This is a genomic window from Bradyrhizobium sp. WBOS07, assembly GCF_024585165.1.
GTDB classification, from domain to species: Bacteria; Pseudomonadota; Alphaproteobacteria; order Rhizobiales; family Xanthobacteraceae; genus Bradyrhizobium; species Bradyrhizobium japonicum_B.
Window position 1 is genome coordinate 2,780,327 of sequence record NZ_CP029008.1, and the last position, 14,360, is coordinate 2,794,686.

Annotated in this window: 14 protein-coding genes and 1 pseudogene; 3 read left to right on the forward strand and 12 right to left on the reverse strand. The window is 64.7% G+C overall.

The annotated features are described in order from the left end of the window. Nucleotides 1–200 precede the first annotated feature (200 nt). Nucleotides 201–1,124 (reverse strand): division plane positioning ATPase MipZ, encoded by a 924-nt coding sequence (locus tag DCM79_RS13080; RefSeq protein WP_028135879.1) that lies wholly within the window; start codon nt 1,122–1,124, stop codon nt 201–203. A gap of 283 nt (nt 1,125–1,407) precedes the next feature. Here DCM79_RS13080 and panC point away from each other — a divergent pair, with 283 nt between their 5' ends. After that, complete coding sequence (gene panC, locus DCM79_RS13085; protein WP_257180180.1) at nt 1,408–2,259, forward strand: pantoate--beta-alanine ligase; 852 nt, start codon at nt 1,408–1,410, stop codon at nt 2,257–2,259. Here the strand turns inward: panC and DCM79_RS13090 are convergent. The 4 genes from DCM79_RS13090 to DCM79_RS13105 form a co-directional block, all read right to left on the reverse strand. After that, on the reverse strand, nt 2,256–2,696 hold the full coding sequence (locus tag DCM79_RS13090) for a DUF1489 family protein (RefSeq protein ID WP_257180181.1): 441 nt from the start codon (nt 2,694–2,696) through the stop codon (nt 2,256–2,258). The two genes, panC and DCM79_RS13090, sit on opposite strands and share 4 nt — an antisense overlap. A gap of 42 nt (nt 2,697–2,738) precedes the next feature. Beyond that, nucleotides 2,739–3,743 carry a hypothetical protein gene (locus DCM79_RS13095; protein ID WP_257180183.1) on the reverse strand — a complete coding sequence of 335 codons (1,005 nt, stop codon included), beginning with the start codon at nt 3,741–3,743 and terminating at the stop codon, nt 2,739–2,741. A 172-nt stretch (nt 3,744–3,915) separates the two neighbouring features. After that, nucleotides 3,916–4,119, reverse strand: coding sequence for a hypothetical protein (locus DCM79_RS13100; protein ID WP_126258634.1), 204 nt, complete (start codon nt 4,117–4,119; stop codon nt 3,916–3,918). Between the two features lie 257 nt (nt 4,120–4,376). After that, nucleotides 4,377–5,039: a glutathione S-transferase family protein gene (locus DCM79_RS13105; RefSeq protein WP_028135874.1), complete on the reverse strand. Its 663-nt coding sequence runs from the start codon at nt 5,037–5,039 to the stop codon at nt 4,377–4,379. Nucleotides 5,040–5,866: 827 nt separating this feature from the next. Here DCM79_RS13105 and DCM79_RS13110 point away from each other — a divergent pair. Beyond that, a pseudogene (locus DCM79_RS13110) lies at nt 5,867–6,094 on the forward strand (beta-hydroxydecanoyl-ACP dehydratase); the annotation flags it as partial. A gap of 122 nt (nt 6,095–6,216) precedes the next feature. On the opposite strand, the gene DCM79_RS13115 reads toward DCM79_RS13110, so the two are convergent. Then, on the reverse strand, nt 6,217–7,029 hold the full coding sequence (locus DCM79_RS13115) for a nickel-binding protein (protein WP_257180184.1): 813 nt from the start codon (nt 7,027–7,029) through the stop codon (nt 6,217–6,219). Between the two features lie 352 nt (nt 7,030–7,381). Between DCM79_RS13115 and DCM79_RS13120 the strand changes: the two genes are divergently transcribed. Further along, entirely contained in the window at nt 7,382–9,604 is a 2,223-nt protein-coding gene (locus DCM79_RS13120; RefSeq protein ID WP_257180185.1) for a fused MFS/spermidine synthase, read from the forward strand. On the opposite strand, the gene DCM79_RS13125 is transcribed toward DCM79_RS13120, so the two are convergent. The 6 genes from DCM79_RS13125 to sufC all read right to left on the reverse strand — a co-directional run bounded on the left by DCM79_RS13125 (nt 9,583) and on the right by sufC (nt 14,348). Then, on the reverse strand, nt 9,583–9,996 hold the full coding sequence (locus DCM79_RS13125) for a TfoX/Sxy family protein (protein WP_257180186.1): 414 nt from the start codon (nt 9,994–9,996) through the stop codon (nt 9,583–9,585). The two genes, DCM79_RS13120 and DCM79_RS13125, sit on opposite strands and share 22 nt — an antisense overlap. Before the next feature lie 195 nt (nt 9,997–10,191). Next, nucleotides 10,192–10,602: an iron-sulfur cluster assembly accessory protein gene (locus DCM79_RS13130; protein ID WP_257180187.1), complete on the reverse strand. Its 411-nt coding sequence runs from the start codon at nt 10,600–10,602 to the stop codon at nt 10,192–10,194. A 64-nt stretch (nt 10,603–10,666) separates the two neighbouring features. Next, nucleotides 10,667–11,038: an SUF system Fe-S cluster assembly protein gene (locus tag DCM79_RS13135; protein ID WP_018641712.1), complete on the reverse strand. Its 372-nt coding sequence runs from the start codon at nt 11,036–11,038 to the stop codon at nt 10,667–10,669. After that, nucleotides 11,035–12,282 carry a cysteine desulfurase gene (locus DCM79_RS13140; RefSeq protein ID WP_257180188.1) on the reverse strand — a complete coding sequence of 416 codons (1,248 nt, stop codon included), beginning with the start codon at nt 12,280–12,282 and terminating at the stop codon, nt 11,035–11,037. The genes DCM79_RS13135 and DCM79_RS13140 overlap by 4 nt, the downstream gene beginning before the upstream one ends. Further along, on the reverse strand, nt 12,279–13,583 hold the full coding sequence (gene sufD / locus DCM79_RS13145; protein ID WP_257180189.1) for a Fe-S cluster assembly protein SufD: 1,305 nt from the start codon (nt 13,581–13,583) through the stop codon (nt 12,279–12,281). The genes DCM79_RS13140 and sufD overlap by 4 nt, the downstream gene beginning before the upstream one ends. A gap of 12 nt (nt 13,584–13,595) precedes the next feature. After that, nucleotides 13,596–14,348: a Fe-S cluster assembly ATPase SufC gene (gene sufC, locus DCM79_RS13150; RefSeq protein ID WP_028136651.1), complete on the reverse strand. Its 753-nt coding sequence runs from the start codon at nt 14,346–14,348 to the stop codon at nt 13,596–13,598. Nucleotides 14,349–14,360: the final 12 nt, after the last annotated feature.

Below are 14,360 nucleotides of genomic sequence, written 5' to 3' on the forward strand. Positions count from 1 at the left end.
GCAGCCCTTTCGTTGTGCGGCGCACATGTTTTCTGAGCACCTGTATCCAGCGACCACATCGGACGCAGCTCACCATCCGACGCAGCCGGTATTGGTCGGGTTCAATTTCACGGTAAACGTCAAATAAAAACGGCCGAACGCCGTGACAGTTCCAGGAGGAACCCGGCGGTCAGATCAGTCGAAAGTAGCGATATACCGCCTCAGGCGCCGAGGATGTCGTGGACCTCAAGCGGCTTGTCGATCTGGTTGAACCATTCGGCCCGGTTGGCGGCGCGGCGGCGGCCGCGCTCGTCGAGCGGCAGCTTGAGCTGACGCAGCAGGCTCGTCACCTCTTCCCGAGCGGTGAGATGGCCGAGATTGGGCCGCATGCCGAGCGTGGCCTCGTCGATCTCGTCGAGGGCGGTCAGGCCGCGCGGGAAGAATTCGCGATAGACGACGCGCTCGGCGAAGCCGTCGACGTAGCGGAAGCCGAGCCGCAGCGACAGGTCCTTCAGCCCCTCGGCGACCAGCTGCTTGTTGCGGGAGCCGAGCATCGACAGGCGGTTGCGCACGACGATCCAGTCGGTGGTCGAGCCGTCGAGCTGGCGGCGCTTGCGCCGGACGTCGCGCACCATCTCGGCATAGTGGCTCTCGCCGGTCACCGCGTAGCTGGCGGGATCGACGGTGCCGAGCACGTCGAAATCGAGGAAGCTGTCGTTGATCGGCGTGACCAGCGTGTCGGCCATCGAATGCGCAAGCCGCATCAGGTAGCTGTCGGTGCCCGGCGTATCGATGACGATGAAGTCGAAACTGCTCTCGACCGCCGAGACCGCCTCCATGAACTGCTGGAACTCGGAATTCTCGTTGTCGGCGATCTGCATGGTCTCGCCGAGCTTGATGCAGCGATGCACCGGCAGTTCGAGGTCGAGCTTGGTGCGGCGGGCCCAGGCGGCGCGGTTGTTGATGTAGTGGGTGAAGCTCTGCTGACGGCAGTCGAGATCGATGGTGGCGACGCGCTGGCCGGCTTTCAGGAGCGCAACGGCGATGTGCAGGGCGGTGGTCGACTTGCCGGAGCCGCCCTTCTCGTTGCCGAGCACGACCACATGCGCCGAGCCGGATTGGCCTTGGCTAGCCTGCACAAGCATGGCGATCCTCAACACTCCTGATGAATATCTTCGAGTTGGCCGCGTCTGCGGTCAAGTGAAATGCGTGACAGGTCTTGCAAATCGTATTGCGCCGTTCTTCATCACGAATGGCGGCGCCAATCTTCGTCTGTGATCCAGCCCACAATGTCGCGATGTCATGCGCGGCCTTGCGCGGGATGCTGTGCCGCATCCGGGTGCATGGCGTCCATGATCGCCGCTTGTTAAGGTTAGCCGCACCGGGCGCAGATCGCGCCGCGCCGATTCCCAACCCTGCCGAGTCCTGATGTCATCAAGCCCCTTGATCGCCCGCACGGTCCCGACCTTGCGCCGCGCCGCCGACAATCTTCGCAAGCGAAAGGCCACGATCGCGCTGGTCCCGACCATGGGGGCGCTCCATGACGGGCATGTGTCCCTCGTCCGCCTCGCCAAGCGGCGCGCCAGCCGCGTCGTGGTCTCGATCTTCGTCAACCCGACCCAGTTCGCGCCTACCGAGGATTTCGGTGCCTATCCGCGCACCTGGAAAGCCGACATCGCCAAGCTCGCGGCCGAGGACGTCGACATCGTCTGGCATCCGGACGTCAAGGCGATGTATCCGGAGGGTTTCGCCACCCGCATCGTGCCGGAGGGGCCGGCCCTCGCCGGGCTCGAGGATCGCTTCCGCCCGCATTTCTTCGGCGGCGTCGCCACCGTGGTCGGCAAGCTGTTCACGCAAGTCCGGCCGGACTTCGCGATCTTCGGCGAAAAGGACTTTCAGCAGCTGCGGGTGGTGACGCAGATGGCGCGCGACCTCGACCTCGGCGTCAAGGTGATCGGTTCGCGCACCGTGCGCGAGCGCGACGGGCTCGCGATGTCCTCGCGCAACGTCTACCTGTCGCCCGAGGAGCGGCAGACCGCCCCCATCCTCTACCGGGCCATGAAGGAGAGCGCGCGGCGGATCAAGGCCGGCGATGCCATCGCCCCTGCGATGGCCGGCGGCGCCGAGATGATCGAGGCGGCGGGCTTTGCGCTGGACTATTACGAGGTCCGCCATGCCGAGACGCTGGCGGAGGTGGCCTCGCGCAAGGACGGCCCGTTGCGGATCCTGGTCGCGGCCAAGCTCGGCAGCACCCGGCTGATCGACAATATAGCCGTTTAGAGCAGCCCCAGATCACGCAATTCGCGCCGCATCGGCTCCGGCATCGCCGCGATCGAGCCGGCGGCGGACCTGCCGAGATCGGGCGGCACGGCATCCTCCGTGAAATAGCGCCAGCCCTGGAACGGGCGCATCGGCCGCGGCGACACCGAGATCACCTTCGGCTGCATCACGATGCGGCAGCGCCCGATGCCGTCCTTGTCGCGGAACGGCTCGATGCCGATGATCTTTTCCCGCGCGGCGATCTCGCCCTTGATCACCCAGTACAGCGACCCGCCGGCGAGGATCTCGGCGTCGCGCTTGGGGACCATGCGGGTGATGTGGACGTGACGTTGCGGCAGACCCTTCTTCTTGGCGGTCTGCATCCGTTCGGCGATCCACTCCTTCAATTCCTTGACGGAGTCGCAGCCGACGGCGAGCTTGATCAGATGTAACGGCATGGCCCAGCATTAGCCGGGCAGCACCGCATTGGGAATGCCGAACTATTCGTTATCCGCAGCCGCGGGAGCCGCCGCCGTCGCCGGCGGGGGTGCGAGCGGAACCGGTGCTGCGGGGGCACGCGCAGCCTTCGGCGGCGGCGGTCTTTTTGCAGCCGGCGCCGCGGGCGCGGAAGCCTGCGCCGAGGCAGCTGCCGGCGCGCGGGAAGCTGCCGGCGCGGCCGCAGCGTTCGCGGCCGGGGCCGCCTGCCGCGTCGTCGCCGCGGGCTCCGGATTCATGATGCTGACCGGCGGGGTCGACGAGGCGCTCGGAAACTCGGCATTGGTCGGCTTGCCCGTCGGCATCGAGGGCGGCAGCCCCGCGAGCGCCGCAGTCGGTGGCAGCGCCGCTGGCGCCGTCGCCATCGCCGGCGCGTTCCAGGTCGGCGCATGGCGCGCGACCAGCGTGTCGTAGAGATGGGAATCCATGTTGGCAGCGACCTGCTGCTGGTCGGTCAGCGAGCGGAACGCGGCACAGTCGAACTGGGTGCAGCCGTCGCGCACGACCAGCACCTGCGCCACGAGACCGTAGCGATCGCGCTCCAGCGCCTTGCGTAGCGCTTTCACGTCCGCCGTCAGGCTCTTCTCGGCGGTCGCGGCATCGCCGAGCGCCGTCAGCCGGTCGATCCGGGCCGCGGTGTAGGAGACCGAGGCCGCCACCGCATCCGGCGAGCCGAACAGCGCCTTCTCGCAGCCGATGGCGACCGCATCGCCGGCGAGGTCGTCAAGGCAGGACAGCGCCGGCAGGCTGGCAACGACCGCACCTTGACCTTGCGCGCGCGTCTCGGTCGGCGCGTCCGGGCCATAGACGCGCACGGTGGCAGCTCCGGCGATCGCCATGGAGAGCAGCGTGATCACGGTCAGGGCGCCGTTCGCGACCGATCGATCGGCGCGCAGCAGCGTGATCAGCAGGATCAATCCGAAGAATCCCGCAGCGGCCAGCGTCATCCACATCGGAAAGGCCGGTGAGCGCCAGATTTGGTCGAGCGAAGCGGCCCATGCCCAGTTCATGCGCGACGTCCCCTCACGCGAGCAGAGAGCGAATGGTCAAGCGAGCACCGCGAGTCGGCAACTGCTCCGGCTCACTTTTTGAAGGTGAAGCGGGCCTTTTGACGGCGGCAGGACACTATTCCCTGATGGCAGCAATGCGGGGCGCGTCAGCCTTCGGGAGCGCGGGCTGGATTCAGGACAGCGCGAGCTGGCTTTCCTTGGCAACGCGTTCGAAGGCTTCGGTCGAGCTCTTGATCCGATACTGGCAGTCGTCGCCATCGGTCGGCAGCAGACGGATGATCTCATACGCGCCGCTGGCGGCGGGGCGCGCGACGTTGCTGGCCGTGAACAATACGCGCGTTCCAATCGGGAATTTGTGCTTCAACACCCTCTCCATCACTCAAACAGCGCCTGCCTCGTCCATGGTCCCACTACGACGGCCGGCCGGAAACCCAGGCGCTGTATAGCACGCGACCTGTGGTTTTGGCCAGCGCCATGGCAGCATGGCAAACGCGTATATTTGGTAGTCTTTTCAGAGTGATAGGACCGGAAGCGGCGGGCCGATGATACCGGCGCGGCCCTTCGGTCAGACAGCTTGTCGCACCCAAAGCGCCGGCCGACTCGGGGCCGGCGGCCCCGAGCAGTCCCGGGGGGTCAGGCGTCCTCGAACTTGGCGATGACGAGCGTCTCGGCGAGCCCGTCCCGGGTCCATTCCTGGAACGCCGGCAGCGCCATCATCGTCTCCATGTAGGCCTTGGTATCCGGCGCGACCTCGATCGCGTAGGTGCGCAGGCGGTGCACGACCGGCGCGTACATCGCGTCCGCCGCGCCGAAGCGGCCGAACAGGAACGGACCCTTCGCGCCGTACCGCGTGCGGCATTCGCGCCAGATCTCCTCGATGCGCGCGATGTTGGCCTTGGCGTCCGCGGACAGCGCCACGGGGCGGATCGGCCGATGCAGGTTCATGCCGCATTCGTTGCGCAGCGCCACGAAGCCGGAATGCATCTCGGCGCACACCGACCTCGCATGCGCGCGCGCAGCGACCTCGTCGGGCCACAGCTTCACTTCCGGATAGCGCTCGGCGATATATTCGATGATGGCGAGCGAATCCCACACCGTGACGTCGCCGTCGACCAGCACCGGCACCTTGCCGGCGCGGCTGAAGGACAGGATCTGCTCCTTGTCCGCGGGATTGTCGGTGTAGAGCGGAATCAGCGTCTCCACGAACGGAATGTCGTTGGCGCGAAGCGCGAGCCAGGGCCGCATCGACCATGACGAGTAGTTCTTGTTGCCGATGGCGAGTTTCAGCGCAGCCATGTCCTCACTCCTTCCAGAGACGTGCTCGAGCGAGCCGCTTTTAACGCCATCGCCTGCTGCCAATCAATCGTTGCCGCACCGGCTCACGCGCGGCAATCGTTGCAGTCCGCGCCCCCGGGCGACACGGCACAATGCGGCGACATGGGCCCCGGCTCTGCAGCGCACCGCACCGGACGATGCTTCGCATCGCCGGGGAAGCGCTGCGCTGCGTCCGGGGCACGCGAGCGGAGTGGCGCACATGCTCTCTCCCCGTCATTGCGGAGTATGAGGCGAGAGCTGGTTCTCCAATGACGCTGTCATTCCCCGCGAAGGCGGGGAATCCAGTGCGCCGCGGCTTCTCGGTTCAATCATGAGGGCCTCTGGAATACTGGATCGCCCGCTTTCGCGGGCGATGACAGCGCGTGTGTGGTGACAGACATGACTCGTCGGCCTCGCGGCGCAATTCACCCGAGCTTTGCTGGCGTCGCCACCCTCTAAAGCCAAGAGGGCGCAGGGAAGGCCGGGTGCCGACAGGCACCCGCGGTCTGCTGCGCAAAATGCACACGCAGAAGAACCGCACAGCAGCATACAGGTGGTGCCGATCACTCGGCCTTCCCTGCGCGGTGGTCGGACGGCTTATGCCGTGCTCTCCCGGGAGCCGAACTTTCCTTCTGGGGCGCGGGTCCTACGTCGGTGCTCAAGGCACAGGTGGGCAAGGCGGCTCCCGGCGGATCGGCCCGGCCGACCAGCCTACACCAACTGACTGGCCTCCGAACGCCAGAAGGGTACAGGGTGGGCAAAGGCGCAAAGCGCCGTGCCCACGTATAGTCCGTGGGCACGCTATTGGCGGCTGGTCGGGCTCACCGGGCAAAGGCCGCGCCATCGGCGTCGGCGAGGTGGAGTGCACCGGCACGGTGAAACCCGACACCAAGCGCGTTCGCTACGAGGTCGCGATGCGCATGGTCCGGCGCGGCAAGCTGGTGCTCGGAATCGCCGACGGGCGCGTGCTGGCCGACGGCGCATCTGTCTTCGTGGCGAAGGATATGCGCGTCGGCCTGACCAAGGCCGCTTACTAGCCCCCGGTACCCATCAAGCCACTGGCCTTTGATGTCTGCTCACGCCCCAATAGCAGCGAAAAAGCGGCTAGCTCCCGGGGACGCGACGGGCCAAACGCAGACGTCGCCAGTCGTCGCGACAATTAACGCCATTCGATTCCATATGCATCAATGGGCTGCTGAAAGCCTTTGAGATGGTGGGCACCCAAGCTTGACACTTGCACACGATCTCGGATGCAATCCTGTACAGCCTTTGACACGAGAATGGCATCGGGGTCGGCCAACTGACACAAACGAGCGGCCAGTTGAACGGTCGCACCGAACAGGTCGTTGCTGTCAGCAATCGGCTCGCCGACATCGATGCCAATTCGCACCTGAAGCTTCTCCTTGCTCGCCAGATTGAAGGCTTCAAATGCGCGCTGGATGGCGCGGGCGCATTGCACGGAGGCATAGGCGTCGGCAAAGGATGCCATGATACCATCGCCGGTGTGCTTCACCACATGCCCGCCCTCGTCCTTCAAGGCCCGGCGCACCAGCGCGTCATGAGCCCGAACCATCTCCACTGAACGGGCATCGCCAAGACGCTCCGTCATGCTGGTAGAACCAACGATGTCGGTGAACATGATAGCTCGCAGCGCCGAATCGAATTTGACATCGTCTGCCGCGCCGCTAGGGGCCGGGTCGGACACCCTCCCCAGAAACGCCTGGACCGCCGAGAGGTCCACTTCGATGACATCTTTCGCTACGTCGCCGTGAGCTTCGTCATGAACCCTCATCGCCGTTCGGATGTCCGGTGCGTCAATGAGACAGAAGCCCGTACCGCGCGATTCATCAAACCAGTACGTTAGAAAACGAACGCCGTATCGATCTTGCACTTCCAAATCTTTGCGATGCGCCTCGGCAATATCGGCGGCGGTCAGCCCCGAGAGATCGTGTCGATCAAGGAAAATTGGCATCGGCAGCACCCTATCCAATTCTTCGAAGTATGGCCTGAAGTCTGCACTAAGCTTGAAGTTCCCGAAAGGCCAATCCCTGCGTCCTGATGTCAGCTCCGGGGTCACAAGCCGCCCTCAGCGGGCATCGCCGTGTACGTCAGCTACGGCTTAGGAGCTGACCTTTGGTGCCTCGATGGACCTCCGGCACAGGTCCTAAGTCGGGCGTCCCGATCCCCTGTTCACCATGGCTTAACCCTGCGCACCGAGTTGCCGGATTGGGCCGTTGATCCAGCCTCGTTCAGCCAACCAACCGCAACCTTTACTTACCTTTCTCCAGCAGGTTGCGAGGGCGTGGGAAAATGGATCCATTGATATGACGGCCGTCGAGTTGCCTGCGGATGCGCCAGGGCAGAGATTCGCTGCGTCCCGTGTCCGCGTCCTCTGCATCCTCTTCTTCTTTTCCGGCTTCCCGGCACTGATCTATCAACTGACCTGGCAACGAAGCCTGTTCCGGATCTTCGGCGTCAATTCGGAATCAGTCACGATTATCGTGACCGCCTTCATGCTCGGGCTCGGGCTTGGCAGCCTGTGCGGCGGCTGGATATCCCGACGCACCAACGTCAAGCCGTTGTTGCTGCTCGGAGTGATCGAGCTCGCGACCGCCGCATTTGGATTGGCCTCGCTCCAGATCTTCGAGAAGGTGGGCGCGATGGTCGCAGACCTGCCGCTGCCCGCCCTTGCCGCAATCAACCTCGTCCTGGTGCTGCTGCCGACCCTTCTGATGGGCGCAACGCTGCCGATCCTGGTCTCGTATCTGGCACGCATGACCGGCGAGATCGGCGACGCTGTCGGTACGCTCTATTTTGTCAATACGCTCGGCGCCGGTGCCGCGTGCCTCGTATGCGCCACCCTGATCTTCCCTTTTCTCGGCATGCATGAGGCGATCACGATCGCGGCTGGAATCAATCTCGCGGTCGGCGCCGGTGCGATCGCGGCGCACATCCTCTCTGGTCCCGGCGCGGCGCCGGAGTCTCGAACGTCGACCACGGCCCCAGACACCCAGCCGATCCTTGGCATGGGTGTTGTCGTCCTGCTCGCGATGGCGGGTGGATTCATCTCGTTGTCCTACGAGATCTACCTGTTCCGCGTGATGTCGTTTGCCTCGGGATCGAGCTCGCTGGCATTTGCGATGACGCTCTATGCTTTCCTGACAGGAATCGCGGTCGGCGCACGAAAGGCCGGACAGTCCTGCAGGACGCTTGCGCCGCAGGATGCCTTGCGCCAGGCCGCGAGCGATCTGATCTGGGCCAATTTTTTCGCCGCGATGTTCCTTCCGTTGATGACGCAATTGGCCTGGGTCGGCGCCGGCGTGATCGGCATCGCCGTCGCGATCACCTACCTGATCGCGCGGCAATGGGGTGCGCTGCTCCCCTATCTTTCGCAGTTCGGTATCGCGACCGACGAACGAATCGGCCAGCGGACAGCGCTGCTCTATTTCGCCAACATCGCAGGCTGCGCCAGCGGGGCGATCCTCACGGGCTTCGTGCTGACGGACTATCTTGGAATCAGGCAGATCGCGGCGATGCTGCTCGTCGGCGGCACGATGGCCGCATTTGCATTGATAGCGCTTGCCCCAAAGCAGGAGCGAAATCGTCTTGGTTATCTTGCCATTGCGGTTCTCGTCTTCGGCCTCGGCGCAAGCGCCTTGTTGAGCCAACGGCTGCTGGAAAATCTGCAGGCGAAGACGCTCGCCGACCACGACTTCGCGCAGATTGTCGAGAATCGTAGCGGCATCATCACCGTCGACAACGACGGCACCGTCTTTGGCAACGGCATGTATGACGGCCGCTTCAACACGGATCTGAAGTCCGATCGCAATGGCATCATCCGGCCGTACGCGCTGAGTCTCTTCCACCCCGCACCACGGCAGGTATTGATGATCGGCCTCTCATCCGGGTCATGGGCTCAGGTCATCGCCAACAATCCGGACGTGGAATCGCTCACGATCGTCGAGATCAATCGCGGATATCTCGAGTTGATCGCAAAGCACGACGATGTCAGGTCGATCCTGAGCCATCCCAAGGTCAGGATTGTCGAGGACGACGGACGCCGTTGGCTCCGCCACCATCCCGACGCCCGTTTCGATGCGGTCGTCTCCAACACGACGTGGCATTTCCGCGCCAACATCACCAATCTGCTGTCGTCGGAATTCCTTGGCCTGGTGCAGCAACACCTCAAGCCCGGCGGGATCTTCTTCTACAACACCACCAATTCGCGGCGCGCGCAGCGCACAGGCTGCACCGCCTTCTCCTACGGCGCCCGGTTCCTGAACCATATGGTGCTGTCGCAGACCCCGATCGCGTGGGATCATGATCGCTGGCGACGAACGCTCGAAACCTACAGCATCGACGGCAAACCCGAATTTGCTCCCGACGACACTGACCGCGCTCGGCTCGATGCACTGATCGCCGACTTCCGTCAGGATGGTCCCACCATCGAACCATGTCCGCAGCTGCTGGAGGCGACCACCGGCCAAACCCTCGTGACCGACAACAATATGGGCACCGAGTGGCGCTACTTTCTCGGTTTGGACTGAGCCTGCCTCCGGGGCGCTATGGACTTCTTCGCCGCGATCTTCCTCGCCACCTTCTTCCCCTTCGGCCGCTTCTTCACCTTGGCGCGCTGGGCGGCGGCGAGCGCCGCCCTCGCCCATTGCGCAAACTCCTCGGAATCGTCGAACAGCCTTGCCGGCAGCTCCCAATAGGATTTCACCACCACGGTCTTGGCGCGGGTCGAATACTGAAACGGCTTTGAGCCTTCGGCCTCGAAGTCCGGGATGGTCGCCTCGTCGGCGCGGAAGAACAGGCCGGCGCGCAAGGACAAGGCGAAGTTGATGCCGTCGGCGGAGATGCCGAAGCCTGAAAACATCTTGCGGATGGTGACGGGGCCGAAATCGGCGAACAGGTCAATCAGGAATTCGCGGTCCATGAGCACATCTCTCGTGCCCCGGACGCAGCGCAGCGAGCAACGATGCGCTGCAGAGCCGGGGCCCACCCGTCTTGCACCGACTATAGCGTGGGTCCCGGCTCTGCGCAGCAGCGGCAAAAGCGCGTTTACGCGCGTCTTGAACGCGCTATGGCGCTGCAGCGCGTCCGGGACACGGGAATGGAGGGTTGGGCGAAACTACCCGTCGATCTTGGCCGGCCGCAGCTCCACCGACTCGCCGCAGCCGCAGGCGGAGATCTGGTTGGGGTTGTTGAAGACGAACTGGGCCTGCATCTTGTCGGCCCTGTAGTCCATCTCGGTGCCGAGCAGGAACAGCACGGCCTTGGGGTCGACCAGGATCTTGACGCCCTTGTCCTCGACGACCTCGTCGGTCGGCCGGATCTCGTGGGCATATTCGACCGTGTAGGACTGGCCGGCGCAGCCGCCGTTCTTCACGCCGACGCGCAAGCCGACGATCTCGGAATCCGCACGCTGGGTCAGCTCGGTGATGCGCTGGGCGGCCGCATCCGTCAGCCGCATCACCTGGGGCCGCGGACGCCGCGGCTTCGGATTGGATGCTGGGGTCGAACCTGACGAAATCTGGGTCATCTTGTCTATCTGGTCCGTTGCGGAGCGAATTCAATGCCCGAGATTCAAAGCAAGGGTTTACGCGTCACCACATGTTGAGGACGAGGCGGGCCTCGTCGCTCATGCGCTCGGGCGACCACGGCGGCTCCCAGACCACCTTGACGTCGACCACGCCGACGCCGGGAACGCTGGCGACCGCGTTCTCGACCATGGTCGGCAGCTCGCCGGCGGCGGGGCAGTTCGGCGTCGTCAGCGTCATCTGCACGTCGACGGAGCGGTCGTCCTTGATCTCGACCTTGTAGATCAGGCCGAGCTCGTAGATGTCGGCGGGAATTTCCGGGTCGAACACGGTCTTGAGCCCGGCGATGATCTCGCGGGTCAGCCGCTCGGTCTCCTCCGGCGGCAGCGCCGAATGGGTCTCCATCGGATTGGCTTTGATTTCGGCCGTGTCACTCATGCGAACAAATCCCGCGCCTTCAACAGCGCCTGTGCCAGATGATCGACTTCTTCCCGCGTATTATACATGCCGAACGAGGCCCGGCAGGTGGCCGTCACGTTGAACCGCTCTAAAAGCGGCATCACGCAATGGGTGCCGGCACGCACCGCGATGCCCTGGCGGTCGATCACGGTGGCGACATCGTGGGCGTGCGCGCCCTTGAGCTCGAAAGAGATCACCGGGCCCTTGCCCCTCGCCGTGCCGATCAGCCGCAGCGAGTTGATCTCGCGCAGGCGATCCTGGGCGTAGGCGGTGAGATCGGCCTCGTGCGCAGCGATGCGTTCCTTGCCGATCGAGTTGACGTAGTCGATGGCCGCGCCAAGACCCACGGCCTCGACGATCGCCGGCGTGCCCGCCTCGAACTTGTGCGGGGGATCGCCATAGGTGACGACCTCGCGCGAGACTTCGCGGATCATCTCGCCGCCGCCGTTGAAGGGGCGCATCGCGACGAGATGGTCGTACTTGGCCCAGAGCACGCCAATGCCGGTCGGCCCGTACACCTTGTGGCCGGTGAAGACGTAGAAGTCGCAGCCGATGTCCTGGACGTCGATCGGCAGATGCACGGCGCCCTGGCTGCCGTCGACCAGCACGGGAATGCCGCGCGCATGCGCGATCCTGACGACCTCCTTGACCGGCACGATGGTGCCGAGCGCGTTCGACATCTGGGTGATCGCGACCAGCTTGGTCTTCGCGGTCAGCAGCTTCTCGAACTCGTCGATCAGGAAGTTGCCCTCGTCGTCGACCGGCGCCCATTTGATCACCGCACCTTGGCGCTCCCTGAGGAAATGCCAGGGCACGATGTTGGAATGGTGCTCCATGATCGAGATGACGATCTCGTCGCCTTCGCCGATGTTCGGCCCGCCCCAGGACGATGCGACTAGGTTGATCGCCTCCGTCGCGTTGCGGGTGAAGATCACTTCCTCGGTCCGCGGTGCATTGATGAACTGCGCCACCTTGGTGCGGCCGCCCTCATAGGCTTCGGTCGCCGCGTTAGCGAGGTAATGCAGGCCGCGATGCACGTTGGCGTATTCGGATGTATAGGCCTGCGTCATGCGCTCGAGCACGGCGCTCGGCTTCTGCGCCGAGGCGGCGTTGTCGAGATACACCAGCGGCTTGCCGTAGACCTGCATGGCGAGCGCCGGAAAGTCCTGGCGCACGCGCGCGACGTCGTAAGTGCCGTTCTTGACCGCGGGATGCGTGCTCATTGGCGCCGCTCCAGCCAGCGCTCGGCGATGCCGATCACGTGCTCGCGCAAGGCCTCGTCGGCGATCTGCTCGACCGCCTCGCCGACGAAAGCCTGGATCAGCAGCGCCTGGGCCTGCTTCTCCGGCAGGCCGCGCGCCTTCAGATAGAACAGCAGGCTGTCGTCGAGCGCGCCGGCGGTGGCGCCGTGGCCGCAGGAGACGTCGTCGGCAAAGATCTCGAGCTCGGGCTTGTTGTCGGCCTCGGCCTCGTCCGAGAGCAGCAGCGCGCGGGTCATCATCTTGCCGTCGGTCTTCTGCGCGTCGGGACGGACGATGATGCGGCCCTGGAACACCGAGTGGCCGCGGTCGTCGATCACGGCGCGGAAGATCTCGCGGCTGACGCAGTTCGGCACGGCGTGATCGACCACCAGCGTGGTGTCGCCATGCTCGGTCTTCTTCAACAGGTTGACGCCGTTGGCCGAGAGCTCGCTGCCCTCGCTCGCCAGCGTGATGAAGCCCTGCAGCCGGCTCACCGCAGCGCCGGTGGTCATGTTGAAGAAATTGTACTTCACGTTGGCGCCGATGGTGACGAAATGCGAGGTGACGTTCAACGCGTCGGGCGCATCGTCCATCAGGCGGATGTGGGCGACGTCGGAATCATCGCCGACCGAGACGAGCACGGTGTCGTTGACCTGGTAAGCCCCGGCGTCCGCCGCAACGAAGGTCTCGACGAGAGTGGCGCGAGCGCCCTTCCCGATCACGACCTGCGAGCGGGTGAACGCCGACGCTGACCCGGCGGCCGCGATGTGGATGATCTGGATCGGCGCGGACAGCTGTGCGCCGTCGGCGATCGACAACACGAATCCGTCGGTCGCCATCGCCGCGTTCAGCGCGATCACCGCATCGGTGGCCGCGGTCTTCAGCAGGCCGGCGTTGCTCTCCAGCGTCTCGCGCAGGGTCTTGAAGCCCGCCTCGGCGACAAGCGCCTTGACGTCGGACAGATCGGCCGCGAACACGCCATCGACCAGCACCAGCTTGCGGGCGCCGTCGATCGCATGCACCTTCACCGTATCCGCGGCGCGCTTCAACGCGGCCGCATCGGGCGCGGCGGCCAGCGGCAGCACCTCGCCGACCAGCGCGCGCAGGTCGGTGTATTTCCATTCCTCGATCCGGCGGTGCGGCAGGCCGAGCCGTTCATAGGTCTCGAACGCCTCGCGGCGCACCGCAATCACGTTAGGCGAACCCGGCAGCCGGCCCTCGGCGCTGGTGAAGAGATCGCTCACCGCGCGGCCCTTTCCGGTCTTTGCCACAGCAACGTTCATTGCAAACAATCCTTACGCGGCATCCTCGAACTGGGCGTAGCCGGACGCTTCCAGCTCCAGCGCCAACTCCTTGCCGCCGCTCTTCACGACGCGGCCCTTCGACATCACGTGCACGACGTCGGGCACGATGTAGTTCAGCAGCCGCTGATAATGGGTGATGACGACCATCGAGCGCTTGGGCGAGCGCAGCGCGTTGACGCCGTCGGCCGCAATGCGCAACGCGTCGATGTCGAGGCCGGAATCCATCTCGTCGAGGATGCACAGGCTCGGCTCGAACAGCGCCATCTGCAGCACCTCGTTGCGCTTCTTCTCGCCGCCGGAGAAGCCGACATTGACGCCGCGCTTGAGCATGTCCTGCGGGATGTTCAGCGACTTCGAGACTTCGCGCACCTTCTTGAGAAAGTCCGGCGTCGAATATTCATCCTCGCCGCGCGCCTTGCGCTGGGCGTTCAGCGCGGTGCGCAGGAAGTTCATGGTGGCGACACCGGGGATCTCGACCGGGTACTGGAACGCCAGGAACACACCCTTGGCGGCGCGCTCGTTCGGCTCCATCTCCAGGAGATCCTCGCCCTTGAACAGGATCTGGCCGTCGGTGACCTCATAGCCGGGCTTGCCGGCGATGACGTGCGAGAGCGTCGACTTGCCGGAGCCGTTCGGTCCCATGATTGCGTGAACCTCGCCCTCGTTCACGGTCAGCGTCAGCCCGTGGAGGATCTCACGCTCCTCGACACGAACCTTAAGGTCTTTCACTTCAAGCAAAGCCATGGTCTTGTTTCC

Coding starts and splice junctions, on each gene's coding strand:
- panC (WP_257180180.1), top strand. CDS start 1,408: ATGTCATCAAGCCCCTTGATCGCCCGCACGGTCCCGACCTTGCGCCGC.
- DCM79_RS13115 (WP_257180184.1), bottom strand. CDS start 7,029: ATGCCAATTTTCCTTGATCGACACGATCTCTCGGGGCTGACCGCCGCC.
- sufC (WP_028136651.1), bottom strand. CDS start 14,348: ATGGCTTTGCTTGAAGTGAAAGACCTTAAGGTTCGTGTCGAGGAGCGT.
- DCM79_RS13120 (WP_257180185.1), top strand. CDS start 7,382: ATGACGGCCGTCGAGTTGCCTGCGGATGCGCCAGGGCAGAGATTCGCT.
- DCM79_RS13090 (WP_257180181.1), bottom strand. CDS start 2,696: ATGCCGTTACATCTGATCAAGCTCGCCGTCGGCTGCGACTCCGTCAAG.
- DCM79_RS13080 (WP_028135879.1), bottom strand. CDS start 1,124: ATGCTTGTGCAGGCTAGCCAAGGCCAATCCGGCTCGGCGCATGTGGTC.
- DCM79_RS13100 (WP_126258634.1), bottom strand. CDS start 4,119: ATGGAGAGGGTGTTGAAGCACAAATTCCCGATTGGAACGCGCGTATTG.
- DCM79_RS13105 (WP_028135874.1), bottom strand. CDS start 5,039: ATGGCTGCGCTGAAACTCGCCATCGGCAACAAGAACTACTCGTCATGG.
- DCM79_RS13140 (WP_257180188.1), bottom strand. CDS start 12,282: ATGAGCACGCATCCCGCGGTCAAGAACGGCACTTACGACGTCGCGCGC.
- DCM79_RS13125 (WP_257180186.1), bottom strand. CDS start 9,996: ATGGACCGCGAATTCCTGATTGACCTGTTCGCCGATTTCGGCCCCGTC.
- DCM79_RS13130 (WP_257180187.1), bottom strand. CDS start 10,602: ATGACCCAGATTTCGTCAGGTTCGACCCCAGCATCCAATCCGAAGCCG.
- DCM79_RS13135 (WP_018641712.1), bottom strand. CDS start 11,038: ATGAGTGACACGGCCGAAATCAAAGCCAATCCGATGGAGACCCATTCG.
- DCM79_RS13095 (WP_257180183.1), bottom strand. CDS start 3,743: ATGAACTGGGCATGGGCCGCTTCGCTCGACCAAATCTGGCGCTCACCG.
- sufD (WP_257180189.1), bottom strand. CDS start 13,583: ATGAACGTTGCTGTGGCAAAGACCGGAAAGGGCCGCGCGGTGAGCGAT.